The sequence below is a fragment of the Geodermatophilus sp. URMC 60 genome (assembly GCF_053502585.1).
Window position 1 is genome coordinate 996638 of sequence record NZ_CP199958.1, and the last position, 25365, is coordinate 1022002.

A 25365-nucleotide genomic window follows, 5' to 3' on the forward strand; every position below is an offset into this window, starting at 1 on the left:
GGCTCAGACCTCCTCGAGCGCCGCCGGGCCCTCCGGGGCCGCGGTCTTGCTGGTCGAGCCCTCCAGCTCCCCGTGCACGACGAGGCGTTCGCGGGTGGAGAACTTCGGGTGGCAGGTGGTCATGGTCAGGAAGGCGCCGGTCGCCTCCCCGTCGGCCTGCCCGCCGGGGGTGGGCGCGACGACGCTGCTCTCGCTCGGGTCGACGACGGTCGTCGTCGTCACCCGGTAGACGTGCCAGGCGTCCACGGTCTCCACGACGACGGGGTCGCCGGGCTCCAGGACGTCGAGGGCGAGGAACGGGCTGCCGCGCCCCACGCGGTGGCCGGCCAGGGCGAAGTTGCCCTGCTCGCCGGGCATCGCCGAGCCGACGTAGTGGCCGGGACCGTCCTCGAGCTCGTCGGGGTCGGTTCCCTCGACCACGGCGCGGGTCCAGTCCTCGCCGAAGCGCGGGATGTGGACGAAGGCGAAGGCCTGCCCGAAGTCGGGCTCGGTGCCGGGCGTCCCGGTCGCCCAGTCCTCGCGGAGCTCCTCGGCCACCCGGTCCTGCGCCCGGTCGCTGGAGAGGTCGGTCACCCAGACCTCGTATACGACGTAGAGCAGCAGCACCGCACCGACGGTGATGGCGAGCTGCGAGAGCCCGCGGACGAGCGTGCGGATCATCGGTCCCCCTGACCGAGGGCGTCCCGCCCGCCGGGGGAGCCGGCGGGCGGGACGCGACGGACGTCGGTCAGGACGCGGAGCCGGCCTTCCGGCGACGGCTCGCGACCAGCCCGGCGCCGCCGCCGGCCAGGACGAGGCCGCCGATCGCGGCCAGGCCGAGGACGTCCGCCCCGGTGTCGGGCAGCGGGGTGCCGTACTCCGTAGGGTCGGTCGGGTCGGTCGGGCCGCCCGTGCCGGTCGCCGGCGCGACGACCTGCCGGGTCGCCGTGGTGGTGGCGCCGTCGTCGTCGGTGACGGTCAGGGTGACGGTGTAGGTGCCCGCCGCGGCGTACTCGTGCACCACCTGCTCGCCCTCGGCGGGTGCCGAGCCGTCGCCGAAGTCCCACCGGTAGCCGGTGATCCGGCCGTCGCTGTCGGTCGACCCGGCAGCGGAGAAGGTGAAGGTCGCACCCTCGTTGGTGGCCGTGACCGCGGCCAGCGGCGCCTGGTTGACGGGGTCGCCACCGGGCCCGTCACCCGGGTCGCCACCGGGGCCGTCACCCGGGTCGCCGCCGGGGCCGCCGCCCGAACCGGAGCTGAACCGGAACTCGTTGCAGCCGAAGGTCAGGCCGTGCACGACCACGTCGGCGCCGGGCTGGTAGAGCAGCTGGAAGCCGAGGCTGGTGACCACGGCGTCGGGGTAGGCGGCGCTGACCTCGACGAGGGTGGCCTCGTCGGTGCTCTCCGACTCCAGCTGCGTCAGCGGACCGAGCGCGCTCCACCAGAGGTCGGTGGGCTCGCCGGCCTCCGGCGCCCAGTGCACGAGGATGGCCTGGGCGGTGTCGTCGGTCCCCGGGCCGTCGAGGTCGACGTACAGCTCGTACGTCGGGTGGTTGGCGACGGGCTGGCCCGCGGCGAGCGTGGTGTCGAGGTCGAAGTTGGACTGGGCCGTGGCGTCGGCCAGCGGGATCTCGAGCCCGTCCATGAAGTACGAGGCGTACGCCGCGCCGTCCGGGTCGGCCTCCGCCGACGGCATCGTGAGGTGCAGCCCCGCGGCGAGCATCTCGGCGGTGGCGCCGGCGCCGACGCCGGTCAGCTGCCCGTCGAAGGCGGCCTCCAGCCCCGCCAGGTCGAGCGGGGTGACGCCGCAGCCGCTCGCCGAGGCGACCCCCGGTGCGACCACGCCGATCACGGCGAACGTGCCGAGGCCCAGGGCCCCGGTGGTGAGCAGACTGGCGGTGCGCTTCAAGACAACCCCCGTTGTCGTCGTGGACGAGCAGGGGCTGGCGAGCCCGGCCCCCGTCGAGCTGTGCCGACCCTGACCGCCGGCGGCAGGGGAGGACACCCCCCGTTTCCGTCCTCCGGCACTCCCCAGGCCTGGGGGTGATCCGTCGTGCCCTCACTCGCAGTGAGCGTCCCCACCGCACTCCGCAGTCGTAGACCCCCTCGTTCCGGGGGTTGCCCTCCCGGCCGATGAGAAGGCCCGCTCCCCGTGGTCGTACGAGCGAGAGGCCGCCACCGGAGGCGGCCGGGAACGCAGGAGGCAGCCGTGCGACCACTGGTGGTCACCGAGTTCACGACGCTCGACGGGGTCGTGCAGGCCCCCGGCGGCCCCGACGAGGACACCACCGGCGGCTTCGCCCACGGCGGCTGGCTGGTGCCGTTCTTCGACGACACCCTGGGCGCCCAGATGGACGCCTGGTTCGCCGGCGTCGAGGACTTCCTGCTCGGCCGCGGTACCTACGAGATCTTCGCCTCGGCCTGGCCCCAGGCGCCGACCGAGGACGACCCGGTCGCCGAGGCGCTCAACACGCGCACCAAGCACGTCGCCTCCCGCACGCTGGGCTCGCTCGGCTGGTCCGGCGCGCGGCTCGTCGAGGGCGACGTCGTCGACGCGGTGCGCGCACTCACGGCCGAGGACGGCGGAGAGCTGCAGGTGCACGGGTCGCCCGGGCTGGTGCAGACGCTGCTGCGCGCCGACCTGGTCGACGAGCTCCGCCTGGTGGTGGCGCCGGTGGTGCTGGGTGAGGGCAAGCGGCTGTTCGGGGACGGGGCCGTCCCGCGGTCGTGGCGGCTGACCGCGTCCTCGGCCACGCCGACCGGCGTGCTGCTGTGCACCTACCGCCGGGGCGGCGAGGTGGAGACCGGCGCGATGGGCGCCGAGTACGAGGACGCCGTCAGCGGCTGAGCGCCGTCTCGGGGACCAGGGCGCCGGCCGGCGTCCCCGGTGCCGGGACGGCGAGGGCCTCGGGCGGCCCCGGCCGGCCGAAGTGCCAGCCCTGGCCGTGGTCGACCCCCAGCGCCCGCAGCGCCGCCGCGTCGTCCGCCGTCTCCACGCCCTCGGCGACCACCCGGGCGCCGGAGCCGTGCGCGAAGGTGACCAGCGAGCCGACCAGCGTGGTGAGCACCCGGTCGGTGGCCACCCCGGTGGCGATGCTGCGGTCGAGCTTGATGACGTCGGGTGCGGTCACCACGATGTGCCGCAGGCTGGAGAAGCCGGCGCCGACGTCGTCGATCGCCAGCCGCAGCCCGGCGGCCCGGAACGGGGCCAGGGCTGCGGAGAGGGCGTCGTAGTCCTCCACCGCGTCGTGCTCGGTGAGCTCCAGCACGACGCGGTCCAGCGGCAGCCGCGCCAGCAGCTCGGCGCACCCGGGGGTGAGCACGGTGGCGGGGGAGACGTTCACCGCGACGTACCCGCCGACCCGGTCGAGGTGCCCGGCGGCGCGGGCCATGGCCTGCAGCTCCAGGGCGTGCCCTCTGCCGACGCGGTGTGCCTCGGCGAAGACGACGTCGGGGCCGCGACCCCACTCGGCGGGGAACCGGGACAGCGCCTCGGCGCCCACGCGGCTGCCGGTGGCGAGGTCGACGATGGGCTGCAGCAGGACGACGGGCCCACCCGCGGCGACGACCGGGTCGAGCCGGCCCTCGATCTCGGTGCGCCGCTCCTGGCTGCGGACCTCGGGCTCGACGATCACCGCCGCCGCGGAGGCGAGCACCCGCATCAGCGCCTCGTCACGCTTGCCGAGCTCCTTGTCCGAGCGGAGGCCGAACGCGCAGAAGGTGCCGTAGAGACGGCCGTCGGACAGGTGCACGGGCGTGGAGACGTAGCTGCGGATCCGCGGGACGCGGGCCGGACGCAGCCGCATCGCTGCGGGGAACTGCTTGACGTCGGGCATGACCGCCGGCAGCTCGCCGTCCAGGACGGCCTGGCAGAACGAGGTGGCCTGCGGCTGCGTGACGCCGTCCCGGATGAAGGGCAGCGAGGACTCGACGACCTCCAGGTGCTGGGTGGTGCCGTCCATGCGGCTGAGGAAGGCGACACTCAGGTCCAGGGACTCCTTCGCGGTGACCAGCAGGTCGGCGATCTGCTCCTCGGCCGCCGAACGCCTCGCGCGCATGAGCAGCCTCCTCTCGTCCCGGGCGGGATCGACCAGGACCGCACGGAGCTGTAGCGACCCTCGCCGACGTCATCCGTTGGAGGGGGAAGGACGGCGGGACCGTGGTGGTTGCCCGTGACAACACCAGCTGAGGGGTTTGGAGCACATGAGCATCCCGTTGTCCGTCCTCGACCTGGCGCCGATCTCCAGGGGTCAGACGCCGGGCGAGAGCATCGCGGCCAGCGTCGCGCTGGCCCAGCGCGCGGAGCAGTCCGGCTACCGCCGCGTCTGGTACGCCGAGCACCACAACATGCCGACGATCGCGTCGTCGGCGACCAGCGTGCTGATCGCGCACGTCGGCGCGCACACGTCGTCCATCCGGCTGGGCGCCGGCGGCGTCATGCTGCCCAACCACTCCCCGCTGACCATCGCCGAGCAGTTCGGCACCCTCGAGGCCGTCCACCCGGGCCGGATCGACCTGGGGCTGGGCCGGGCTCCGGGCTCGGACCAGAACACCATGTACGCGCTGCGCCGCGACCCGCGCTCGGCCGACCGCTTCCCGCAGGACGTGCTCGAGCTGCAGGGCTACCTGGCCGGCGAGACCCGGGTGCCCGGCGTCGACGCCGTCCCCGGCAAGGGCTCGAACGTGCCGCTGTACATCCTCGGCTCGTCGATGTTCGGCGCGACGCTGGCCGCCGCGCTCGGCCTGCCGTACGCGTTCGCCTCGCACTTCGCGCCGGCCATGCTCCAGCCCGCGGTCGAGGCCTACCGGCGGGAGTTCACGCCGTCCGCGCAGCTGGACCGGCCGTACGTCATCGCCGGGGTCAACGCGGTGGCGGCCGACAGCCGCGAGGCCGCGGAGAACGCGTACGCCGCCGTCCGCCGGACCCTCGCCGTCGGCCTGTTCGGCCGGGGCAGGAAGCTGTCGGACGACGAGGCGCAGCTGCTCCTCGACGGCGGCGCCGGGCTGCACGTCGACACGATGCTGACCCACACCGCCGTCGGCACCCCGGCCGAGGTGCGCGAGTACCTGACCGGCTTCGCGCGGGAGGCCGATGCCGACGAGCTGATCGTCGCCCACCAGTTCCCCGGGGTGGAGGGCCGGCTGCGGTCGGTCGAGCTCACCGCCGAGGCGATGGAGACCGTGTCCGCCTGAGGAAGGACCCCCTGCTCCCCGCCGCCCGCGAGCTCGCGGCGGGCTCGCGGCGGGACCCTGCAGGGGGCCGACGAGGCCCGTCCGGACCGCGGGGCGTCAGTACCAGTTGTTCGCCTGGTGGAAGGCCCAGGCCGCGCAGGCGGTGTCGTAGCGCTCGTCGATGTAGATGAGGCCCGCGTCGATCTGGCGGTACGGGTCCGACGTCTTGGCGATGCCGGTGGTGGCCCAGGTCGCGTCCAGGAACTGGGCGATGCCGTACGCGGTGCTCGTCGGGTTCTGCGCCTTGGGGTTCCAGTTGCTCTCGGCCTCCCAGAGCTGGTCGAGGCAGTCGAACTGGGCGGGGCTGCGGAACTGGCTCGCCCCGTAGTCCTTGTAGGCCTGTTTGGCCGACGCCGCCTGCGCCACCGCCTGGCCGGCGGAGGTCAGCGCGAGCGTCACGACGCCCGTGGCGGTCAGCAGCTGCAGCGTGCGGCGAGCGGGTGCGTGCATCGGGCAGTCCTCCGGGGTGCGATCTGCGGGGGCGCACGTCGCGGGCCGGCGCGCACCGGTGGCGGGTCGTACGGGGCGAGCTGCGGCACGGGGCGTGAGCGGGGCAGGGGAGGGCGGCCGGCCCGGGGTGGTCCCGGGCCGGCCGGACGACGCCGGCGGTCAGGTGGTCGCCGGGGCGCGGTCGTGCTCGTCGAGGTAGTGCGGGACGGTCAGGACGCCCTGCAGGCCGAGCAGGTTGCCGAAGGGGTCGATGACGACCGCCGTGATGAACGGCCCGTGCGGCGTCGCCGGCTGGAACTCCTCCGCGCCCATCGACGCCAGACGCGCGAGGGTGGCCTCGAGGTCGTCGACGCGCCAGTGCACGATCGCGCCGCCCGGCCCGGCCACGGTGGCGGGCGGGGCCTTGCGGCGGTCGGCGATGGCGAGCTCGATCCCGGAGTCGCCGATGGCGAACTTGGCGTACTGCACGCGCCCACCCGGGCCGGGCCGGGTGAAGACCGGCCCGGCGCCCAGCAGCTCGGTGTACCAGTCCGTGGCCGCGGCCACGTCGTCCACGACGAAGATGAGCGTGGAGATCCCGCGCAGCGTCATCGTCAGCCCTCGGGCTTCCAGTCCGGAGCCGTCCAGCGGTGGAACACCCGGGCCACCGAGTCGCGCGGGCTCTGCCAGGTCTCCGGGCGGTACGGGCTGACGTAGGGGGCGAGGTCCGCCATGACCTTCGCGAAGGCCGGCCGCATCGACTCGTGGTTCTCCCGCACGGCCGCGGCCTTGACCCGGTCCTGCTCGAGGAGGTGCACGAACACGTCCTCCATCGAGTACAGCCAACGGCCGGTGACGCCGGTCTCCGTCGGCAGCCCACCCGCGTCGGACTCGGCGAACACCCGGGCGATGTCCTCCTCGCTGCCCGGCCGCATCCGCTGGACGATGACGGTCATCTCCCGGTCGGGGGAGACCTCGCCCTCGGGGACCCACGTGTAGAAGTGCTTCGCCACCGAGTGCGACGGGTTCTGCCAGTAGCTCGGGTAGGGGGTCACGTACGGGGCGATGGCCTCGGCGATCGCCTGGAACGCCGGCAGGCCACGGCGCTGCCCGGACACCTCCGGGTCCTCCTTGCGCTCGATGACGTGCAGGTACAGGTCCTCGTACGAGAGCAGGGCCCGGCCGACGACGCCGAGGTCCTGCGGCCGGGTGGTCCGGTCGTAGTAGGCGAACACCGGACCGACCTTGTCCTCGCTACCGGGGGCCAGCCGGCAGACGATGACGTTGCGGAACGGGCGCCAGGTGCCCGAGTACCAGGTCGCGGGCGCCGAGGCGGTGTTCGCGAACTCGACGGTGTCGTTGGCCCAGGGCTGTTCCGTGGGCGTCGTCGAGGCGTCGGCCGCAGGGTCGGCCGAGGGAGTGGCCTGGGGGTTGGCCGAGGGTGTCGTCTGTGTCATCGGGGGCCTCCTGGGGTGGGAGTGGGGGTGAAGCGGAGTGGGAGCTCGAGCAGCCCACGGAAGGCCGAGGCCGCGGGGAGCCACTGCAGCTCCTCGACGGGGACGTCGAGGCGCAGGTCGGGCAGGCGGACGAGGATCCGCCGCAGGGCGGTCGTCGCCTCCAGCCGGGCGAGTGCGGTGCCCAGGCAGTAGTGGATGCCGTGGCCGAACGACATGTGCTGCGTCTGGCCGCGGCGCAGGTCGAGCGCGTCCGGGTCGGGGACCAGCGCGGGGTCGTGGTTGGCCGCGCTGAGCACGACCGTGACGATCGAGCCCTCGGGGATCGGCACGCCGCCGATCTCGAGGTCCTCGGTGGCGAACCGGAAACTCGACACCGGGACCGACCCGTCGAAGCGCAGCAGCTCCTCCACGGCGTCGGGCACCAGGTCGGGGTGGTCCAGCAGCTCCTGCAGCTCCTCGGGGTGGGTCAGCAGCGCGACCACGGCGTTGCCGAGGAAGTCCGAGGTCGTCTGGTAGCCGGCGAACAGCAGCAGGAAGCACGTGGACACCAGCTCCGCCTCCGACAGCCGGCCGTCCCCGTCGCGCGCGGCGATCAGGGCGCTGACCAGGTCCTCGCCGGGCTCGCGCCGCTTGGTCGCGACCAGACCGGTGAAGTAGGCGTGCAGCCGCTCCTGGGCCTGCCCGATGGCCGCGCGGTCCTCCTGGGGGCTGCGCCCGCCGGTGCCGACGGTCCGGATGACCTGGGTGCCGGACAGGATCTCCTCGTGGTCGGACTCGGGGATGCCGAGGAGGTGGCCGATCACCGCCAGCGGCAGCCGCAGGGCGAACTCGTCGACGAACTCGGTCTCCCCCCGCGGCGCCATCCGGTCCAGCAGCCCCTCGACGATCTCCTCCACGCGCGGGCGCATCGCCTCGATCCGCCGCGGCGTGAACGCCTGCGTCACCAGGCGGCGCAGCCGGGTGTGCTCGGGCGGGTCGGAGTTGAGCATGTTCGTGTTGATCTGCCGCGCCTTCTCGCCGAACACCGCGAGGTAGGTGTCCCCGGCGCGGTACAGGTCCTTGGACAGCCGCGGGTCCGACAGCGCCTGCCGGGCGTCCTCGTAGCGGGTGACCAGGAACGAGTCGAAGCGCGGCGTCCGCACCTTGACCACCGGGCGCTCGGCGCGCAGCCGGGCGTAGACGGGGTAGGGATCGGCGCGGAACTCCGGCGTGTAGATCTCCTGACCGGGGACGACGTCGTCCGGAGGTGCGGCCGACGCCGGCGGTGCGGTCTGGGTCATGTCGTCTCCCTCGGGGGTGGGGCGGTCTCTGGTGCGGTCCGTCGGGGGCGGGCCGGGGTTGGGCCGGTCACTGGGCCGGTCACTGCGCGAAGACCCCGGCCAGGTGGTCGAGGAGGGCGTCCTCGTCCAGCGGGCGGCTGCGGAAGCCGACGTGACCGTCGGGGCGGACCAGGTAGGCCGCCGTCCCCGCGCCCGCGGTGCCGTAGGCGGCGGCGAAGGAACCGTCGGCGTCACGGACGACGGGCAGGTCGACGAGCACCGGCACCCGGGCGTCGGGGGCGGCGACGAGGTAGGCCCCCACCTCGCCGCGGGTCTGCTGCCGCACGGCGACGGCCAGCTTCTCCAGGTCCGACACCTGCTCCTCCGACGCGGTGGCGTCGGCCGACAGCAGCAGCGTGGAGCGGGTGCCCCGGGTGAGGTCGAACAGCCGCAGCGGGTGCGCAACGCCGAAGCGCCGCAGCCCGTGCACGTCCGGTGCGCGGTGCCCGGGCTCCGGCCCGGTGGGGAAGCCGCCGGGGGCCGTCTCGCCGACCAGCGGGCTGCCGGCGTAGTTCATGGTCATCTGCATCTCGAGCAGGAACTGGGCCTTCTCGTCCTCCATGTCCATCTCGTCGGTGAACGCGATGGCCACGGCCCGGTCGACGATCATCTTCCCGGCGGGACGGCGCTCGGCCTCGTAGCTGTCGAGCAGTCCGGGTGCCGCCTGCCCCCGGACGGCGAGGGCGAGCTTCCAGCCGAGGTTCCAGGCGTCCTGGATGCCGGTGTTCATCCCCTGCCCACCGGCCGGCGGGTGCAGGTGCGCGGCGTCGCCGGCGACGAAGACCCGCCCCTCGCGGTAGCGGTCGACGATGCCGTGCTTGATCCGGAAGATCGACGACCAGCGGAGGTTGCTCGCCGTCGTCCCGGGCGGACCCAGGTCGTCGATCGCGGCCTGCATGTCGGCCAGGGTCGGCGGCTCGTACTCCTGCCAGAACCCGGGCGGGACGACGCCGGAGCCGACCGCCTCCTGCCACCGCTGGGGGGCCAGGGTCGCGATCCGGTAGCGGTTGCGACCCTTGAGCGGGACGCAGACGAGCATCCCGGTGAAGTCGTCGTCCTCGATGCGCACGAAGCGCACCAGGTGCCCGGCCGGCAGGTCCCAGTCCACGTCGACGTCCCCGAGCATGAACAGCTGGGGGAACATCGACAGCCCGCCCTCGAAGGCCAGCCCCAGCCCGGACCGGACGGCGCTGTGCGCCCCGTCGCAGCCGACCAGGTACTGCGCCCGGGAGGTCTCCGGCTCGCCTGCGGCGTGCCGCAGCTGCGCGGTGACGCCCTCGTCGTCCTGGGTGAAGCCGACCAGCTCGACCCCGCGCTCGACGACCACGCCGAGGGAGGCCAGCTTGGCGCCGAGGATGCGCTCGGTGTCGTACTGCGGCAGCCCCAGGTGGGCGTAGGGCAGCTCGTCGAGGCCGGCCCAGTCGACCTGGTGGGTCTGCTCGCCGTTGACGAACACCGTCTGGCCGTACAGCCAGATCCCGGCGTCCATCGCGTCGGTGACGATGCCCTGGTCCTCCCAGATCTCCATCGTCCGGCAGTGGATGCCGATCGCCTTGTCCGCCTGCGTGGAGGCCTGGGGACGCTTGTCCACGACGCGGACGGCGATGCCGCGGCGGGCCAGCTCGATGGCGTGGGTCAGGCCGGCCGGGCCGGCGCCGACGACGAGCACCTCGACCGCCCGCCCGGGAGCGCGGGAGACGGCTCCGGCGCCGGACGGCGCCGGCAGCAGCGCCGCAGCGGCGGGTGCGTGCCCGTCGTCCGGCTTCTCCACGAACTCCTGCACGGTGGCGCTGGGCACCGTGGTCGTGATGAGCGGGACGGCGGGGGCGAGCTCGGTGTCGGCGGCCTGTTCCACGGACACCTGCAGCGGCGGCCCGGCCACCACCTCCAGGTCCGGTTCCGGCGCCACGGGCACCCCGTCGGGGACGGGAGCCGGCTGCTGCGCGGGCTCGGGCACCGCCCCGGCGGCGACCGACGGCGGCTCCGGCCGGACGCGCAGCGCGAAGACCCTGCGGTCCTCGCCCCTCGCCAGCCACCGGCCCAGCGGCCCGGCGGCCCAGTTCGCCGGCTCCGCCGTCCAGTCGGTGAAGCGCTGCTCGGACTCCCACTCGGCGACCACGTGGTAGCGCCGCCCGCCGGGCTCGCGCAGCAGCTCCTCGCGGGCGTGGCCGGGGGCGCTGCGGGCCAGCTGCGCGGCGGCGAGGTAGGCGAGCTCGAAGGCCTCTTCCTCCCAGGGCTCGACGGCGACGGCAGAGTCGACGCGCACCCGCTCCACCTCGACGTCCCCGCCGGGCGGGGGCAGCGGCGGGAAGTCGGTGTCCGCGTCGGGCCGCCGGCGGATCTCCAGCACCTCACGCCGGAACTCCACCGAGTGCCACCGGGCCAGCGGTGCGCCGGCCGCCATGTGGGACGGGTCCTCGACCCACTGCACGAAGTCGTCCTCGGACTCCCACTCCGCGAAGATGTGGTAGCGCAGGCCGCCGGCGTCGCGCAGCAGCTCCTCGCGCACGTACCCGCGCGAGTCCCCGATCCGCTGGGTGACCGTGGTGTACGCGCGCTCGAAGGCCTCCTGCTCGCCCGGCTTGACGCTGGTGGAGAAGTCGATGCGCACCGGCCGGGGCCGGTCGGCCTCCACCGTCGCCAGCACGGTGAAGGTCGAGCGGGTGGCGTCCTCGCGCAGGTCGCGCAGCGCCTCGGTGAGCGTCTCCCGGGCGGCACTGCGCCCGAAGGCGTCCACCGACGCCCGGTCGGTCCAGTCGCTGACGATGCCGAACCAGCGCGGGTCGTCCTCGTCGCGCATCAGCTCCTGGCGCAGGTTGCCGGGGACCCGGCTGATCTCCGCGGCGGCCCGGTGCCAGGCCGCCGCGAACTCCGCCTCGCACCCCTCCCGTGCACGCATCCGCAGGACGGTCCGCACGCCGACGCGGTCTCCCCACCCGGTGGCCGGTGCCGTCATGCCGGTGCCTCCACCGGGCGCCCCGCCCCCGGCACGACGGCCAGCACCTCGTAGGTGTTGCGGCCCGCGTCCTCGCGCAGGTCGCGCAGTGCCTCGGTCAGCGTCTCCCGGGCGCTGCTGCGACCGAACCCGTCGACCGCGGCCCGGTCGGTCCAGTCGCTGGTGATGAGGAAGGTGCGGGGGTCGTCGACGTCGCGCACCAGTTCCTGGCGCAGGTTGCCCGGCACCCGGGCGATCTCCGCCGCCGCCCGACGCCAAGCCGCCTCGAACTCCGCCTCGCAGCCCTCCCGCGTCCGCATCCGCAGCATCGTCCGGACGCCGGGGAGCTCCTCGCCGGCGCTCACGTCCGCGCCTCCTCGGGCGTGCGGCGCAGCACCAGGCTGCTGTTGAAGCCGCCGGCGCCGCGGGCCAGGACGACCACGGTCGACACGTCCTGCACACGGGTGTCCCGCACCAGGTCGACGCCGGGCGCCTCGACCGGCTGCTCGAGGAACGCCGTCCCCGGGACGATGCCGTCCCGGGCGGCGAGCAGCGCCGTGGCGACGGCGAGCGCCGAGCCCCCGGCCATGAGCCGGCCGGTCCACGACGAGGGCGCGGCGACCGGCACCGGCGTCCGCCGGTCCCCGAACACGGCGCCGATCGCCTGCAGCTCGAGGGCGTCGAGCTCCGGCGTCCCGGCCCCGTCGGCGACGACGAGGTCGACCTCGTCGGGCGACACGCGGGCGTCGGCGAGGGCCAGCCGGATCGCCCGGGCGTACTGGGTGGCGTCGGGCGCCGGGTCCTCGTGGTGGTGGGCGTCGTGCGTGGCGCCGTAGCCGGCGACCTCGCCCCACACCCGCTGCGCCCCGCGGGCCCGGGCGGCGCCGGGCTCCTCGAGCAGCAGGATGGCGCCGCCCTCCCCGACGACGTGCCCGTTGGCCCGCCGGTCGAAGGGCAGGTACGCCTCCTCGGGGCGGGTGGCGGTCGAGAGCCGGCCGCTGGTCGCCTGGCACAGCAGCGCGTACGGGCACAGGCCGGCCTCGGTGCCGCCGACGAGCACCGCCGGGGTGCCGCGACGCGCGACGCGGCGCGCCCACCCGATGCTGTCCAGGCCGCCCGCGCCCTCGCTCACGACGACGCCGGAGGGGCCCTTGTAGCCGTCGCGGATGGAGATCTGGCCGGTGCTGGCCGCGTAGAACCAGGCGATGGACTGGTAGGCGCCCACCGACCGCGGGCCCTTGGCCCACAGCCCCTGGATCTCGTGCTGGCTGAACTCGTTGCCGCCCGAGCCCGATGCGAGGAACACGGAGGTGGCGTAGACGTCCTCGGGCTGCTCGTAGCGGGCGTCGGCCGCCGCCAGGGTGGCCGCGGCCAGCGACATCCAGGTCCAGCGGTCGGTCTGCACCTTCAGCTGCGTCGCGACGTGCTCGTCGACGTCGAAGTCGCGGACCTGGCCGGCCAGCGAGATGCCGTAGGGGGAGGGGTCGAAGCCCTCGATCGGCCGGATCGCCGGCTCGCCGCGCAGCATCGCCTCCCAGTGCGCCTCGACGCCGATGCCGGTCGGGGCGACCACCCCGATCCCGGTGACCAGCAGGCCGCTCACGACTCCTCCTCGCTGACGTTCGTCGGCGTCGCGAGCGACGCTGCTGTGTCCATGGGTGACCTCGCGAGCTCGGTCACTCCGTCCTCCTCGTGGGAGCGGCCAGCACGATGGCCGACTGGAAGCCGCCGAACCCGCTGCCGACCGAGACCGCGACGTCGACCTTCTGCTCGCGGGCGACCTTCGGCACGTAGTCCAGGTCGCACTCGGGGTCGGGCACCTCGTAGTTGGCGGTGGGTGGCAGGACGCCGCGCTGCACGGCCAGCGCCGTCGCCGCGACCTCGATCGAGCCGATCGCGCCCAGGGAGTGGCCGACCATCGACTTGATCGAGCTCATCGCCACCCGGTCGGCCGCCGATCCGAGGCTCTTGTGCACCGCCGCGGTCTCGTGCCGGTCGTTCTGCTTGGTCCCTGAGCCGTGCGCGTTGACGTAGCCGACCTCGCTGGGGTCGATGCGGCCCTGGTCGAGCGCCTGGCCGACCGCCTCGGCCATCTCGGTGCCGTCGGGCTTGAGGCCGGTCATGTGGAAGGCGTTGCACCGGCTGGCGTAGCCGGTGACCTCGCAGTACACCTCCGCGCCGCGCCGCCGGGCGTGCTCGAGCTCCTCGAGGACGAGCACGGCGGCGCCCTCGCCCATGACGAAGCCGTTGCGGCGGGCGTCGAAGGGCTTCGAGGCGTGCTCGGGGTCGGCGTTGTTGTCCGTCGTGGCCCGGATGGTGTCGAAGCAGGCCATCGAGATCGGCGAGATGGGGGCGTCGCTGGCCCCCGCGACCACGACGTCGGCGTCCCCGTCCTCGATCAGCTGGCTGCCGTAGCCGATCGCGTCGATGCCCGAGGTGCAGCCGGTGGAGACCACCGTGGCGGGTCCGTGGGCGCCGAAGCGGACGGCGAGCTCGGTGGCACCGCAGCTGGGCACGAGGGCGTGGGCGAGGAACCGGGAGGCGTAGCGGGGGTCGACCAGCCAGTGCCGGCCGGCGTCGCTGACCGACACGTACTCCTGCTCCAGCCGCATGGTGGCCCCGACGGCGCTGCCCAGGGTGACCCCGACCCGGTCGGGGTCCGGGGCGTCGGGCGAGTCCGACCCGATGGGGAGCCCGCTGTCGGCCACGGCCTCGTCGGCGGCCACCATCGCCATCTGCACGAAGCGGTCGTTGCGGTGCACCTCCTGGGCGGTGAGCCCGTGGAGCCGGCCGTCGAAGTCGACCTCCGCGGCGACCTGGGACCGGAACCGGCTCGCGTCGAAGAAGGTGATCCGGCGCGTCGCCGTCCGCCCGGCGGTGATCATGTCCCAGAAGCCCTCGCGGCCCATCGACCCGGGCGCGACCACCCCGATGCCGGTGACGACGACCCGCCGCCGTCCGTCGGCGCTCACCGCACGCCCGGCGGGAGCTCGGTGTCCACGTGCCCCAGCTCCGGCCGCGGGGCCAGCGGGCCGCAGAGGAACACGAAGGTCGCCGTCGTCGCCGAGTCGTTGACGATCCGGTGCCGCACCCCGATCGGGATGTGGACGGCGGACTCGCCGACCAGCCGCCGCTCCTCGCCGTCCAGGGTGACCAGGACGTCCCCGCTCTGGCAGTAGAGGAACTCCTCCGAGTACGGGTGCCAGTGCTCGGTGACGACCTCACCGGGCTCGAGGGTGAGCGTGCCCATGAAGCCCGCGGTGGAGCCGACGCTGGCCGGCGAGAGCAGGACGCGGATGTCCCCGCCGCGGCGGCGGTTGGGGGGCGTGTCGGCGCGGTGGACGGTCGGCCCGCAGCGCGTCGGCGTGGCCGGCGCGTGCTGGATGGTGGTCATGTCTCTCCTCGGGTCGGGACGGGCACCGCGGGGGCGGGCCGGAGCGGATCGGTGGGGAGCGGCGTCCCCGGCCCGGAGGCCAGGTGCACCGGGAGGTCGGGGTGGACCTGGCGGACCAGCGGCCCCAGGACCGGGACGGCGGCCACCTCGACCACCGCGGTGGCGCCGGCCTCGACCAGCGCGCGGGAGGTCGCCTCCCACTGCACCGGCGAGGTCAGGTGGGCGCGCAGGCAGCCGGCCAGGTGCCCGGGGTCGCGGGTCGGCCGGCCGTCGGCGTTGGGGACGACCGGCACCTCGGGCTCGGACCAGTCGAGGTCGGCCAGGGCCGCGGCGAGGTGCCGGGCGACCGGCGCCACCAGGGGGCCGTGGCAGGCGTTGCGCCCCGGGAGCCGGACGAGGTCCAGCCCGGCTGCCTGCACGGCCGCCCGCGCCCGGTCCAGCGCCTCGCAGCCGCCCGAGAGCAGGACCTGCGCCGGCCCGTCGATCGACGCGACGGTCAGCACGGCGCTGGAGCCCACATCGGCGACGACCGCGCGGGCGACCTCGCCGGCACGGGGCCCGACGACCGCGGCCATGCCCGCGCAGGACGGGCGCGGCGACAGCGACAGCAGCTCGGCACGCCAGTGGACCAGTTCGACGACCTGGTCGAGGGGCAGGGCGCCGGCGGCCACCAGGGCGGCGTACTCGCCCACCCCGTGCCCGGCGACGACCACCGGCCGCAGGCCCCGCGCGGTGAGGCTCCGGTAGCCGGCGACCCCGCTGACCACGACCTCGACGTGCGCGGCCGTGGTGTCGCAGCTGAGGTTGAGCGGGTCGCGCCACCACGTGGCCACGTCCCGCCCGACCACCGCGGTGGCCTCGTCCACCACCGCGCGGGCCGCCTCGTCGCCGAGCCAGGCGTCGATCGCCCCGGCCCGGACGCCGGCCTCGCCGGCGAGGACGACGGCGGGCCCGGTCACCTCTCCGGCTCCCCGATCGGGGCGGGGGCTGCCGCCTCCACCTTCTCCTTGATGACGGCCATCTGGACCTTGCTGTTCGCGTCGATCCGCCGCGTCATGCCCTCGGTGTCGATGGGGGCCTCCGGGCGCATCCGGAAGTCCTGGACCCACCGCATCCGGGTGCCGGACCCCTCCGGGGCGTAGCTCCAGTAGATGTCCATGAACTCGAAGGGCCCCGGCTCGACGCGGCGGGCGCGCACCTCGTGGGTCGCCGGGTCGAGCGTGCGCTCGGAGACCCAGCTCCAGACCCGCCCGCTCTCGTCCGGGTGCATCTTGAGCCGGAAGCGGAACCACGTCTCCGTCTCGGCCAGGATCTCCACCTCGCTGTACTCGGTGAACAGGTCCGGCCACGACGGCAGGTCGTTGGTCATCGCCCAGACGTGGTCGATCGGGGCGTCGATGAGGATCGAGTTGTCCGTGTGCCCGGCGGTGGCGGTGGCGGTGCCCGGCTCGACGGTGCTGCTCATGGGGGGAGCTCCTCGGGGTGTCGGTAGGTGGACACGGCGGTGTCCGGCCCTGGTGAGGTACTGGAACGGCCACCCTTCGGGGGCCCGCGCCGAGCCTGCGAGGCGTGGGGGAAGGGTGGTCCTCTTTCAGGCCATGCCGGCCGAGGACTGGGCCGCGTTGACCGTGTCGACGATCTCGCCGAGCGTGTAGCGGTCCGGGCTGTCGTCGGGCATCTCCGTGCCGAAGCGGTCCTGCAGCTCGGTCTGCAGGTTGAGGAAGGCCAGCGAGTCCAGGCCGATGTCGCAGAAGCGCGCGTCGGGGTCGGTGGTGTGCGACGACGGGGGCAGCCCGGCCTTGTCGGTGAGCAGGGTCATGAGGTCGCTGAGAGTGAAGGTCGTGTCGGGCACGGTGTCGGTCCTTCCGGTGGGGTGGCGGGGTCCGGCTGCGCGTCTGCGGCCGGCTGGACGAGGGAGAGGGCGCCGCGGGAGGCGGGGAGCCCGGGGGTGGGGGAGTCGGCGAGCGTGGCCGCGCGGGCCAGCACGTCGGGCAGCTGCCGGTCGAGGAACTGGATGTCGTGGCGGTCGGCGGTGACGTCGGGGTCCCGCAGCAGGGCCCGGTGCAGGGCGACGGTGGTGTGCACGCCGGGGCCCTCCACCCGCAGCTCGGCGAGGGCGCGGTCCATCCGGCGGATGGCCTGCTCCCGGTCGGGGGCCCAGACGACGAGCTTGCCCAGCAGCGAGTCGTAGTCCGGGCTGACCGTGTCGCCCTGGCGGTAGCCGGTGTCGAACCGGGTCCACGGCCCGTCGGGCACCTGCAGGACGTCGAGCCGGCCGGGTGCCGGGGCGAAGCCGCGCGCCGGGTCCTCGGCGTTGATCCGGCACTCGATGGCCGCCCCGCGGGGGACGACGTCGGACTGGCGCAGCTGCAGCCGCCGGCCGGCCGAGACGAGGATCTGCTCGCGCACGAGGTCCACGCCGGTGAGCAGCTCGGTGACCGGGTGCTCGACCTGGATCCGGGCGTTCATCTCCATGAAGTAGGCCGACCCGGACTCGTCGACCAGGAACTCCATGGTCCCGGCGCCGGTGTAGCCGACCGACAGGGCGCCGTGCACCGCGAGCCGGCCGAGCTCCGCGCGCTGGTCGGGGCTGAGGTGGCCGGCCGGCCCCTCCTCGAGCAGCTTCTGGTGGCGCCGCTGCAGCGAGCAGTCCCGCTCGCCGAGGGAGACGCCGTTGCCGTGGGTGTCGCAGAGGACCTGCACCTCCACGTGCCGCGCGCGGGCGAGGTGGCGCTCGAGGTAGACGGCGGGGTCCCGGAACACCGCGCGGGCGGTGGCCCGGGTGGCGGTGAAGGCGTCGGCCAGGTCCCGCGGGTCGCGGACGACGGTCATGCCGCGCCCGCCCCCGCCCGCGGTCGCCTTGATGATCAGCGGGTAGCCGATCTGCTCGGCGACCTCGCGCGCCTCGTCGACGCTGCCGACGGGCTCCACCACGCCCGGCAGCAGCGGGAGTCCGGCCTCGGCCATGAGCCGGCGCGCGGTGGCCTTGTTGCCCATCTGCTGCATCACCGCGGGGGGCGGGCCGACGAACGTCAGCCCTTCCGCGGCGCAGATCTCGGCGAAGTCCGGGTCCTCGGAGAGGAAGCCGTAGCCGGGGTGGATCGCGTCGGCGCCGGTGCGCAGCGCCGCCTCCACGATGTTGGCCACGTGCAGGTAGCTGCGCCGGGGCGCGGCCGGCCCGATGTGCACGGCCTCGTCGGCCAGGTCCACGACGGCGGAGTTCCGGTCGGAGGTCGAGTAGACGGCGACGACCTCGATGCCGAGCTCCCGGCAGGCCCGGGCGACCCGGACGGCGATCTCGCCGCGGTTGGCGACGAGCAGGCGGCCGATCACCGGGACCGTCCCGGAGGCCGCAGGCGCATCAGGACCTGGTCGTACTCGACCGACTCGGCGTCGCCCACCAGGATCTCGGCGATCACGCCGGCCTCGTCGACCACGATCGGGTTCATCAGCTTCATCGCCTCGACGATCCCGACGGTCTGCCCCGGCTCGACCTCGTCGCCGACGCGGACGAAGGGGTCGGCCCCGGGCGACGGCGCCGTGTAGAAGGTGCCGACGAGGGGGGAGCGGACCGTCCCCGCCACCTCGGGTGCGGCCGGCGACGGGTCGGCGGTGGCGGCCGGGCGGACGTCGGGGGTCCCCTGCACCGGGGGCGGCGCGGCGGGCCCGGCCGCCGGTGCCGCGGCGGCCCACTCGACCTCGATGGCGCGGTCGCCGTTGCGGACGGTGAGCCGGCGCAGTTCACCGGGCAGGGTGAGGGCCAGTGCCACGACCTCGTCGCGCAGGTCGGTGGCTCCGTCGTTCGGCTCGGGCGCGGGCGTCGTCGCTATCGTCCGCGGGGGGAACTCGCTGGCTGCCACGGTCATCCCTCCACCGGCTGCAGGGGACGCTCGTCGTCCGCGCCGATGCGCTCGAGCCGCCGGGAGCGGGTGTCCAGCAGCGTCGGCACGTCCAGGCGGCAGACGTCGTCCAGTTCGCGGATCAGCGCCCGGCGCAGCAGGCGGGCGGCCTCGGCGGGGTCGGTGTGGGCGCCGCCGGTGGGCTCGGGCACCACCGAGGTGGCGATGCCCGAGGCCCGGAGGTGGGCGGCGCCCAGTCGCATGGCGCGGGCGGCGGTCGGTGCGGCCACCGCCGTCCGCCACAGGATGGCGGCGCACCCCTCGGGGCTGATCACCGACAGGTAGGCGTTCTGCAGGACCAGCAGCCGGTCGGAGGTGCACAGGGCGAGTGCCCCGCCGCTGCCGCCCTCCCCGGTGACCACCGACACGACGGGGACCCGGAGCCGGCTGCTGCGCATGATGATCTCGGCGATCGCGTGCGACTGGCCGCGCTCCTCGGCCTCCGGTCCGGGGTGGGCCCCGGGCGTGTCGACCAGGGTGACGACCGGGAGCCCGAAGGCCTCGGCGTGGTCGAGCAGCCGCTGCGCCTTGCGGTAGCCCTCCGGGTGCGGCATCCCGAAGTTGCGGGCGACCCGCTCGCGGACCGTGTGACCCTTCTCCTGGCCGATGACGACGACCGTGCGGCCGCCGATCGAGGCGATCCCGCCGACCACGGCGGGGTCGTCGGCGAAGGCCCGGTCGCCGTGCAGCTCGACGAAGTCGTCGAAGGCGGTGTGCAGGTAGTCCTGGGTGGTGGGCCGCTCGACGACCCGAGCCCGCTGGACGACGTCCCACGGGTCGTCGTCCGCGCCGTCGGCGGCGAGGACCCCGTCGTCCCCGGCGGCGTCCTCCCGCTCCGCGGGCGGGACGCCGGGCCCGTGCAGGGCGAGCAGGCGGGCGAGCAGCGGCCGCAGGTCGGCCCGGTTCTCCACCCGGTCGACCAGGCCGTGCGCGAGGAGGAACTCGGCGGTCTGGAAGTCGGCGGGCAGCTCGGCGCGGATCGTCTCCTGGACCACGCGCGGCCCGGCGAAGCCGACGTGCGCGCCCCGCTCGCCGATCAGGACCGACGCGAGGGTGGCGAAGGAGGCCGACACCCCGCCGTAGGTCGGGTCGGTCAGCACGCACACCGAGAGCAGCCCGGCCTCCCGGTGCCGGCCGAACGCCTCGCTGACGCGGGCCATCTGGAAGAGCGAGAAGACGCCCTCCTGCATCCGGGCCCCGCCGCTGGCGCACACGGTGACCAGGGGCAGGCCCCGCTGGAGGGCCAGCTCGGCGGCGCCGCTCACCCGGCGGCCGACCTCGACGCCCATGCTCCCGCCGAGGAAGGCGAAGTCCATGACCGCGACGACCGTCTCGCACCCGCCGATGCGGGCCACGCCGACCACGACGGCCTCCGACTCGCCCGAGCGGCGCGCGGCGTCGGCCAGCCGGTCGGGGTAGTCGCGCAGGTCGGTGAAGGACAGCGGGTCGGGCGTGCCCGGCTGGAACGCCACCTCCGCGAAGCTGCCCGGGTCGGTGAGCAGGACGATCCGAGCCCGCGCGCTCAGCCGGAGGTGGTGGTCGCACTCCGGGCAGACGTGCAGGTTGCGGTCGAGCCGCTTGCGGTAGAGCAGCCACCCGCAGTCGGGGCAGCTGACCCACCCCACGTGCTCCGGCGCATGAGCATCCGCCGGAGCCGCGGTCGGAGAAGAACGGGTCATGACGGTCTCCACATCGCTCGGAGTGCACTCACTCCGCGGCCGACGTCCAGTGGTAGAAGCGGCGGGCCATCGCGTCCTGCGGGGAACGCCAGCCGGGGTCGTAGGGCTGGATGAACGGCCGGAGCTCGTCGCTCACGGCACGGAAGGCCGGCAACGACTGGGCGATGCGCATCGCCTCCGAGGCCGGCCGGTCGAAGTCGATGAGGTGCACGTAGAGCTCGTGGAACTGGTACAGGGACCGGCTCCGCACGCCGATGTCGTGCGGCATCGAGGTGGCGTCGGAGCGGCCGAAGACGTCGGCCACCTTGTCGGCGTCGGCCGGCGCCATCCTCGCGATGATCATCGTCTGGTGCACGGGGGTCTCCCAGCGTCGCTGCGGCCCGGGGAGGGGCTCGGTGTGCGACGACGCTATGGAGGCGGCACGGGCCCGCACATCGGCCGCAGGTCCAGTTCGGGAGCACACCCCGGGGAGGGTGGGGAGCACCCGGCGGACGCACTCCGAGGAGCAGGGCGGCCGTCCGGGCGGCGGGGTAGCTCATCCGACAGGACGAACGCCGTCCACCCCCCGGGTGTACGACCCCCCACCCGGAGGAGGCAGGGCCCTACCCGGGTATGAACTCGCCGACGGAACGTGAGCGGCTCGCCCGCACGTGTGGCGACCTGCCTGTCAGCGCCCTAACTTCCGGAACCGACCTGGCGGTATCCCCACGGGGCCGGGCGGGAGCGGAGGTGGGGCGCGTGGCCGAACCGGACGACGCTCTGCCCGCTTCGGGGGTGTCCGCCACCGAGACGCCGGTCCGGGTGCTGATCTGCGACGACCACGAGGTCTTCCGGCACGGCCTCCGGGCGGTGCTCCGCCGCATCCCCGGCCTCTGCGTCGTCGCGGAGGCGGCATGCGTCAGCGAGGCACTGCCGCTGGCCTGCACGGCCCGCCCGGACGTCGCCCTGATGGGCGTCGACGGGCAGGGGCCGGTCCTCCCGGACGTGGTGCGCGAGATGACCGGGACCGGGACGCGCGTCCTCCTGCTCGGTGAGGCCGGCGCCGCCGGCGACCTGATCGAGGTGCTGCGGGCCGGGGCGCGCGGTTACGTGCACGCGGCCGTCACCTCCCAGCGGCTGATCGAGTGCGTGCGTGCGGTGGCCCGCGGAGAGACCGTCCTCGACGCCGATGTGACCGGTGAGCTGCTGCACCGGCTCGACGACGTGGTGCGGTCGGAGGACGACGAGGGGACCAGGAGCCACGGCCCGCTGACCGCCCGGCAGCAGGGCGTGGCCGAGCTCGTGGCCGAGGGCCTGACCAACGCGGAGATCGCCGAGCGCCTGCAGCTGAGCCGGGCCACCGTCAAGGGCCACATCACGGTGGCGCTGCGCCGGCTCGGCCTGCGCGACCGGACCCAGCTGGCGATCCACGTGCACCGGAGCACCCAGCCCGGCGACGGGCGGGGGGTGTTCCCCGCCGGTTGCTGAGCGGGGTGAGAAGAGCCTCGGGCAGCGTCCTGTGAAAATCCTGTGAAGCCTCTGGACAGAACCTGCTACCTCGACGTTAGAGTCACTCCAGTCCGGAGGAGACGGGCACGTGTCGGAATACCGGCTCGCCAGGCGGGAACCTCGCCGGGTCGGACACAGGGGGACGACATGGATCACCATGCGGTCGGCTCAGGGCCCGGACGAGCGGGCGACCCGCGACTGCGCCCCGCGGGCGCTGTGCCCGCCCCTCGGTACGGCGAACCCGCGCCCGTGCGGCCGCGCACCACCCGGCCGCCGACGAGCCTGGTGTGCGTGTTGCTCTGCGAGGACCGCGAGGTGTTCCGCACCGGGCTGCGCGTCGTCCTCGAGGCCGAGCCGGACATGGCGGTCGTCGCCGAGACCGCCCACCTCCCCGAGGCCCTCGAGGCGACCGGGGACCAGGAGGCCGTGGTGGTCGTCGTCCGGCAGGGTCTGGTCGCCGGCGATGCCCTCCCCCTGTTGCGCACCCTGTGCCGGCGTAACACGGCGGTCCTCGTGCTCGCCGAGCCGGAGACGGAGTCCGAGCACGAGCTGGTCGAGATCCTGCGGGCCGGCGTCCGTGGTTACCTGCCCCGGCGCTCGGGTGCGCAGCGGCTCGTCGACGGCGTGCGGGCGCTCGCCCGCCACGAGGCCGCGCTCGACCCGGCCGCCACCAGCCACCTCGTGCGCCACCTGACGACCGGACCGCAGCCGCCGTCGGCCCCGGCTCTGCGGCCGCTCGACCGGCTGACCGACCGGCAGCGCGAGGTCGCCGAGCTGGTGGCCGAGGGGCTGAGCAACGAGGAGATCGCCGGCCGGCTGTTCCTCAGCCTGGCCACGGTGAAGAGCCACCTGACGACGTCGATGCGCCGCCTCGGCATCCGCTCCCGGACCGAGCTGGCCATCATGGTCGCCCGGGAGCGCTCGCCCGCCGCCTGAACGAGGACCCCCTGCCTCCCCTTGCTCGCAGGCTCGTAGCGGGACCCGGGACAGGGAGGAAGCCCGGCGAACCCGAGGACGCCGGGCCGGACCAGGACGGGCGTCACTGTGAGCGGCGTGACGGTCGCGGCCCGGAATGGCGGCCCCCGTCGCAGCGATCCACCTACACGTGGACCTGTTCTCCCCTGTGACCCTGGGCGACATCGAGCTCGCCAACCGCATCGTCATGGCCCCGCTCACCCGCATGCGCTCCGGCGCCTCCGGCGTCCCCGGAGACCTCGTCGTCGAGCACTACCGGCAGCGCGCGGGCCTCGGGCTGATCATCACCGAGGGCACCTATCCCGACCACGAGGGCCAGGCCTTCGTCGGCCAGCCCGGCATCGTCACCGACGAGCAGGTCGAGGGCTGGCGCCGCGTGGCCGAGGCCGTGCACGCGCGCGGCGGCAAGATCGTGATGCAGGTCATGCACGGCGGCCGGGTGACCCACCCCGACGTCAACGGCGGTCGCCGCGTCGTGGCCCCGAGCGCGATCGCCATCGACGGCGAGGGCCACACCGAGAAGGGCAAGCAGCCCTACCCGGTGCCGCACGCGCTGACCGTCGACGAGGCGCGCCAGACCCTGCAGGACTTCGTCTCCGCCGCCAAGCGGGCCGTCGACGCCGGCCTGGACGGCGTGGAGATCCACGGCGCCAACGGCTACCTGCTGCACGAGTTCCTCTCGCCGGCGGCCAACCGGCGCACCGACGAGTACGGCGGTTCCCCGGAGAACCGGGCACGCTTCGTCGTCCAGGTCGTGACGGCGGTGGCCGCGGCGGTCGGGGCGGGCAAGGTCGGCCTGCGGATCTCGCCCGAGCACGACATCCAGGACGCCTACGAGACCGACCGGGACGACGTCCGCGCAACCTACGGGGCGCTGCTCGACCAGCTGCGCCCGCTGGGCCTGGCCTACCTGTCGGTGCTGCACTCCGACCCGGCCGGCGAGCTGGTGCAGGAGCTGCGCGAGCGCTTCGGCGGGCCGCTGGTCGCCAACAGCGGCTTCGGCACGGTCACCACGCGCGAGGAGGCGGTGCGCCTCATCGAGGCGTCGCACGCCGACGCCGTGGCCGTGGGCCGGGCCGTGATCGCCAACCCCGACCTGGCCGAGCGCTGGAGGGGCGAGCACCCGGAGAACGAGCCGAAGGCGCACCTCTTCTACGCGCCCGGCGCGGAGGGCTACACCGACTACCCGACCCTCGAGGCGCTGCGCGCCGGCTGACGGGACGCCGTCCGGCCGGACAGCCGGCCCTGACCGCGGCCGCCGTCCGCCCCGGGGACCGCAGGACGGCGTGCCCGACCGCCGTCGCCACGCCTCGGCGACGAGCCTGACGTCGACGCTGCGCGCGAACTCTCGTGGCAGCAGCCGGCGTCGCCGCTTCGTGAGCGGGGCGTGTTCTCCTCGTCGCGGCGCGACACCGGGGTCGCGTCGTGACGAGGAGGCGCCATGGCCCAGGTGCACGGCAGCTGCGACGACCGCTTCTCCGGGGTGCGGGAGGCGCTCGAGCGGGCGCTCGACGCCGACGAGCTGGGCGCGTCGGTCGCCGTCGACCTCGACGGGGAGACCGTCGTCGACCTGTGGGGCGGGTACCGCGACGAGGAGCGGACGACGCCGTGGACCGAGGACACCGTCGTCAACGGCTGGTCGACGACGAAGACGGTCCTCGCCCTGGCCGCACTGCTCCTGGTCGAGCGCGGGGAGCTGGACCTCCACGCGCCGGTCGCCGACTACTGGCCGGAGTTCGCGGCCAAGGGCAAGAAGGACGTCGAGGTCCGGCACCTCCTGTCGCACACGTCGGGCGTCTCCGGCTGGGAGCGGCCGTTCTCGATCCGGGACATGTACGACTGGCAGAGCGCGACCGAGCGGCTGGCCGGGCAGGCGCCGTGGTGGCAGCCGGGGACGGCATCGGGCTACCACGCGAACAACCAGGGGCACCTGGTCGGCGAGGTGATCCGCCGGATCGCGAACAAGTCGTTCAAGCAGTTCGTGGCCGACGAGATCGCCCGGCCGCTGGGCGCGGACTTCCAGATCGGCGCGCGCGAGTCGGACTGGCACCGGATCGCGCCGGTCGTCCCACCGCCGCGGCCGGAGGAGGACCCGCGGGAGCTGGACCCGGAGTCGGTGATGGTCAAGACGTTCACCGCACCGGTCGCCTCGGCGAGGGCGGCGAACTCGCCGGAGTGGCGCCGGGCGGACCTGGGCGCGCTCAACGGGCACACCAACGCGCGCGGCCTGATGCGGGTCATGCGGGTGATGTCGCTCGGCGGGGAGGCCGACGGCGTGCGGCTGCTGTCGCCGGGGACGATCGACCTGGTCTTCGAGCAGCTATCCGACCGCGTGGACCTGGTCCTGGGGGAGCGGTTCCGCTTCGGCATCGGCTACTGCCTCGGCTCGCCGATCGTCCCGTACGTGCCCGCGGGGCGGACCTTCTTCTGGGGCGGCTGGGGCGGGTCGATGATCGTGATGGACCTCGACCGCCGGCTGACCATCAGCTACCTGATGAACCGCATGGCACCGGGCATCCTGGGGTCGGACCGCAGCGAGGCCTACATCCGGGCGGTGTACGCCGCGCTCGGCTGAGGTC

25 protein-coding genes are annotated in these 25365 nt (G+C 74.5%); 6 read left to right on the forward strand and 19 right to left on the reverse strand.

Going from position 1 to position 25365, the window contains the following annotated elements:
• Window positions 1-3 precede the first annotated feature (3 nt).
• Window positions 4-660, reverse strand: a complete 657-nt coding sequence (locus ACWIX3_RS04805; protein WP_448610938.1) for a class E sortase — start codon at window positions 658-660, stop codon at window positions 4-6.
• A gap of 67 nt (window positions 661-727) precedes the next feature.
• A complete protein-coding gene (locus ACWIX3_RS04810) occupies window positions 728-1888 on the reverse strand; it encodes a PKD domain-containing protein (protein ID WP_448610939.1) in 1161 nt (386 codons plus the stop codon).
• Window positions 1889-2188: 300 nt separating this feature from the next.
• On the opposite strand from ACWIX3_RS04810, the gene ACWIX3_RS04815 reads away from it, so the two are divergent.
• Window positions 2189-2827: a dihydrofolate reductase family protein gene (locus ACWIX3_RS04815; RefSeq protein WP_448610940.1), complete on the forward strand. Its 639-nt coding sequence runs from the start codon at window positions 2189-2191 to the stop codon at window positions 2825-2827.
• Here the strand turns inward: ACWIX3_RS04815 and ACWIX3_RS04820 are convergent.
• Window positions 2817-4037, reverse strand: coding sequence for a sensor domain-containing phosphodiesterase (locus tag ACWIX3_RS04820; protein ID WP_448610941.1), 1221 nt, complete (start codon window positions 4035-4037; stop codon window positions 2817-2819). The genes ACWIX3_RS04815 and ACWIX3_RS04820 overlap by 11 nt on opposite strands.
• 145 nt (window positions 4038-4182) lie before the next feature.
• Here ACWIX3_RS04820 and ACWIX3_RS04825 point away from each other — a divergent pair, with 145 nt between their 5' ends.
• Complete coding sequence (locus tag ACWIX3_RS04825) at window positions 4183-5172, forward strand: LLM class flavin-dependent oxidoreductase (protein ID WP_448610942.1); 990 nt, start codon at window positions 4183-4185, stop codon at window positions 5170-5172.
• A 96-nt stretch (window positions 5173-5268) separates the two neighbouring features.
• Here ACWIX3_RS04825 and ACWIX3_RS04830 read toward each other — a convergent pair whose 3' ends face one another.
• The 16 genes from ACWIX3_RS04830 to ACWIX3_RS04905 form a co-directional block, all read right to left on the reverse strand.
• Complete coding sequence (locus tag ACWIX3_RS04830; RefSeq protein ID WP_448610943.1) at window positions 5269-5661, reverse strand: aggregation-promoting factor C-terminal-like domain-containing protein; 393 nt, start codon at window positions 5659-5661, stop codon at window positions 5269-5271.
• A gap of 159 nt (window positions 5662-5820) precedes the next feature.
• The gene (locus tag ACWIX3_RS04835; RefSeq protein ID WP_448610944.1) at window positions 5821-6252 is read right to left on the reverse strand and encodes a VOC family protein; all 432 of its coding nucleotides are present in this window, start codon (window positions 6250-6252) and stop codon (window positions 5821-5823) included.
• A gap of 2 nt (window positions 6253-6254) precedes the next feature.
• The gene (locus tag ACWIX3_RS04840; protein ID WP_448610945.1) at window positions 6255-7097 is read right to left on the reverse strand and encodes a TcmI family type II polyketide cyclase; all 843 of its coding nucleotides are present in this window, start codon (window positions 7095-7097) and stop codon (window positions 6255-6257) included.
• Entirely contained in the window at window positions 7094-8377 is a 1284-nt protein-coding gene (locus ACWIX3_RS04845) for a cytochrome P450 family protein (RefSeq protein ID WP_448610946.1), read from the reverse strand. The genes ACWIX3_RS04840 and ACWIX3_RS04845 overlap by 4 nt, the downstream gene beginning before the upstream one ends.
• Window positions 8378-8456: 79 nt before the next feature.
• Window positions 8457-11372 (reverse strand): FAD-dependent monooxygenase, encoded by a 2916-nt coding sequence (locus ACWIX3_RS04850; RefSeq protein WP_448610947.1) that lies wholly within the window; start codon window positions 11370-11372, stop codon window positions 8457-8459.
• Window positions 11369-11716 carry an antibiotic biosynthesis monooxygenase family protein gene (locus tag ACWIX3_RS04855; protein ID WP_448610948.1) on the reverse strand — a complete coding sequence of 116 codons (348 nt, stop codon included), beginning with the start codon at window positions 11714-11716 and terminating at the stop codon, window positions 11369-11371. Before ACWIX3_RS04855 ends, ACWIX3_RS04850 begins: the two co-directional genes overlap by 4 nt.
• A complete protein-coding gene (locus ACWIX3_RS04860) occupies window positions 11713-12954 on the reverse strand; it encodes a beta-ketoacyl synthase N-terminal-like domain-containing protein (protein WP_448610949.1) in 1242 nt (413 codons plus the stop codon). The genes ACWIX3_RS04855 and ACWIX3_RS04860 overlap by 4 nt, the downstream gene beginning before the upstream one ends.
• A gap of 73 nt (window positions 12955-13027) precedes the next feature.
• The gene (locus tag ACWIX3_RS04865; RefSeq protein ID WP_448610950.1) at window positions 13028-14323 is read right to left on the reverse strand and encodes a beta-ketoacyl-[acyl-carrier-protein] synthase family protein; all 1296 of its coding nucleotides are present in this window, start codon (window positions 14321-14323) and stop codon (window positions 13028-13030) included.
• On the reverse strand, window positions 14320-14745 hold the full coding sequence (locus ACWIX3_RS04870) for a cupin domain-containing protein (RefSeq protein WP_448610951.1): 426 nt from the start codon (window positions 14743-14745) through the stop codon (window positions 14320-14322). The genes ACWIX3_RS04865 and ACWIX3_RS04870 overlap by 4 nt, the downstream gene beginning before the upstream one ends.
• Entirely contained in the window at window positions 14742-15704 is a 963-nt protein-coding gene (locus ACWIX3_RS04875; protein ID WP_448610952.1) for an ACP S-malonyltransferase, read from the reverse strand. Before ACWIX3_RS04875 ends, ACWIX3_RS04870 begins: the two co-directional genes overlap by 4 nt.
• The gene (locus ACWIX3_RS04880) at window positions 15701-16210 is read right to left on the reverse strand and encodes an SRPBCC family protein (RefSeq protein WP_448610953.1); all 510 of its coding nucleotides are present in this window, start codon (window positions 16208-16210) and stop codon (window positions 15701-15703) included. The genes ACWIX3_RS04875 and ACWIX3_RS04880 overlap by 4 nt, the downstream gene beginning before the upstream one ends.
• 126 nt (window positions 16211-16336) lie before the next feature.
• Window positions 16337-16597, reverse strand: coding sequence for an acyl carrier protein (locus tag ACWIX3_RS04885; RefSeq protein WP_448610954.1), 261 nt, complete (start codon window positions 16595-16597; stop codon window positions 16337-16339).
• On the reverse strand, window positions 16561-18078 hold the full coding sequence (locus tag ACWIX3_RS04890) for an acetyl-CoA carboxylase biotin carboxylase subunit (RefSeq protein ID WP_448610955.1): 1518 nt from the start codon (window positions 18076-18078) through the stop codon (window positions 16561-16563). The genes ACWIX3_RS04885 and ACWIX3_RS04890 overlap by 37 nt, the downstream gene beginning before the upstream one ends.
• Window positions 18075-18611: an acetyl-CoA carboxylase biotin carboxyl carrier protein gene (accB, locus tag ACWIX3_RS04895; RefSeq protein ID WP_448610956.1), complete on the reverse strand. Its 537-nt coding sequence runs from the start codon at window positions 18609-18611 to the stop codon at window positions 18075-18077. The genes ACWIX3_RS04890 and accB overlap by 4 nt, the downstream gene beginning before the upstream one ends.
• Complete coding sequence (locus ACWIX3_RS04900) at window positions 18608-20323, reverse strand: acetyl-CoA carboxylase carboxyltransferase subunit alpha (protein ID WP_448610957.1); 1716 nt, start codon at window positions 20321-20323, stop codon at window positions 18608-18610. Before ACWIX3_RS04900 ends, accB begins: the two co-directional genes overlap by 4 nt.
• Window positions 20324-20351: 28 nt before the next feature.
• A complete protein-coding gene (locus ACWIX3_RS04905; protein ID WP_448610958.1) occupies window positions 20352-20678 on the reverse strand; it encodes a TcmI family type II polyketide cyclase in 327 nt (108 codons plus the stop codon).
• A 383-nt stretch (window positions 20679-21061) separates the two neighbouring features.
• Here ACWIX3_RS04905 and ACWIX3_RS04910 point away from each other — a divergent pair, with 383 nt between their 5' ends.
• The 4 genes from ACWIX3_RS04910 to ACWIX3_RS04925 all read left to right on the forward strand — a co-directional run bounded on the left by ACWIX3_RS04910 (window position 21062) and on the right by ACWIX3_RS04925 (window position 25361).
• On the forward strand, window positions 21062-21790 hold the full coding sequence (locus ACWIX3_RS04910) for a LuxR C-terminal-related transcriptional regulator (RefSeq protein WP_448610959.1): 729 nt from the start codon (window positions 21062-21064) through the stop codon (window positions 21788-21790).
• Between the two features lie 312 nt (window positions 21791-22102).
• Window positions 22103-22747: a LuxR C-terminal-related transcriptional regulator gene (locus ACWIX3_RS04915; protein WP_448610960.1), complete on the forward strand. Its 645-nt coding sequence runs from the start codon at window positions 22103-22105 to the stop codon at window positions 22745-22747.
• Between the two features lie 169 nt (window positions 22748-22916).
• The gene (locus ACWIX3_RS04920) at window positions 22917-24002 is read left to right on the forward strand and encodes an alkene reductase (protein ID WP_448610961.1); all 1086 of its coding nucleotides are present in this window, start codon (window positions 22917-22919) and stop codon (window positions 24000-24002) included.
• Window positions 24003-24227: 225 nt separating this feature from the next.
• Entirely contained in the window at window positions 24228-25361 is a 1134-nt protein-coding gene (locus tag ACWIX3_RS04925) for a serine hydrolase domain-containing protein (protein ID WP_448610962.1), read from the forward strand.
• The last annotated feature ends 4 nt before the right edge of the window (window positions 25362-25365 follow it).

Coding starts and splice junctions, on each gene's coding strand:
- ACWIX3_RS04805 (WP_448610938.1), bottom strand. CDS start 660: ATGATCCGCACGCTCGTCCGCGGGCTCTCGCAGCTCGCCATCACCGTC.
- ACWIX3_RS04820 (WP_448610941.1), bottom strand. CDS start 4,037: ATGCGCGCGAGGCGTTCGGCGGCCGAGGAGCAGATCGCCGACCTGCTG.
- ACWIX3_RS04825 (WP_448610942.1), top strand. CDS start 4,183: ATGAGCATCCCGTTGTCCGTCCTCGACCTGGCGCCGATCTCCAGGGGT.
- ACWIX3_RS04830 (WP_448610943.1), bottom strand. CDS start 5,661: ATGCACGCACCCGCTCGCCGCACGCTGCAGCTGCTGACCGCCACGGGC.
- ACWIX3_RS04835 (WP_448610944.1), bottom strand. CDS start 6,252: ATGACGCTGCGCGGGATCTCCACGCTCATCTTCGTCGTGGACGACGTG.
- ACWIX3_RS04840 (WP_448610945.1), bottom strand. CDS start 7,097: ATGACACAGACGACACCCTCGGCCAACCCCCAGGCCACTCCCTCGGCC.
- ACWIX3_RS04845 (WP_448610946.1), bottom strand. CDS start 8,377: ATGACCCAGACCGCACCGCCGGCGTCGGCCGCACCTCCGGACGACGTC.
- ACWIX3_RS04850 (WP_448610947.1), bottom strand. CDS start 11,372: ATGACGGCACCGGCCACCGGGTGGGGAGACCGCGTCGGCGTGCGGACC.
- ACWIX3_RS04870 (WP_448610951.1), bottom strand. CDS start 14,745: ATGACCACCATCCAGCACGCGCCGGCCACGCCGACGCGCTGCGGGCCG.
- ACWIX3_RS04880 (WP_448610953.1), bottom strand. CDS start 16,210: ATGAGCAGCACCGTCGAGCCGGGCACCGCCACCGCCACCGCCGGGCAC.
- accB (WP_448610956.1), bottom strand. CDS start 18,611: ATGACCGTGGCAGCCAGCGAGTTCCCCCCGCGGACGATAGCGACGACG.
- ACWIX3_RS04900 (WP_448610957.1), bottom strand. CDS start 20,323: ATGACCCGTTCTTCTCCGACCGCGGCTCCGGCGGATGCTCATGCGCCG.
- ACWIX3_RS04925 (WP_448610962.1), top strand. CDS start 24,228: ATGGCCCAGGTGCACGGCAGCTGCGACGACCGCTTCTCCGGGGTGCGG.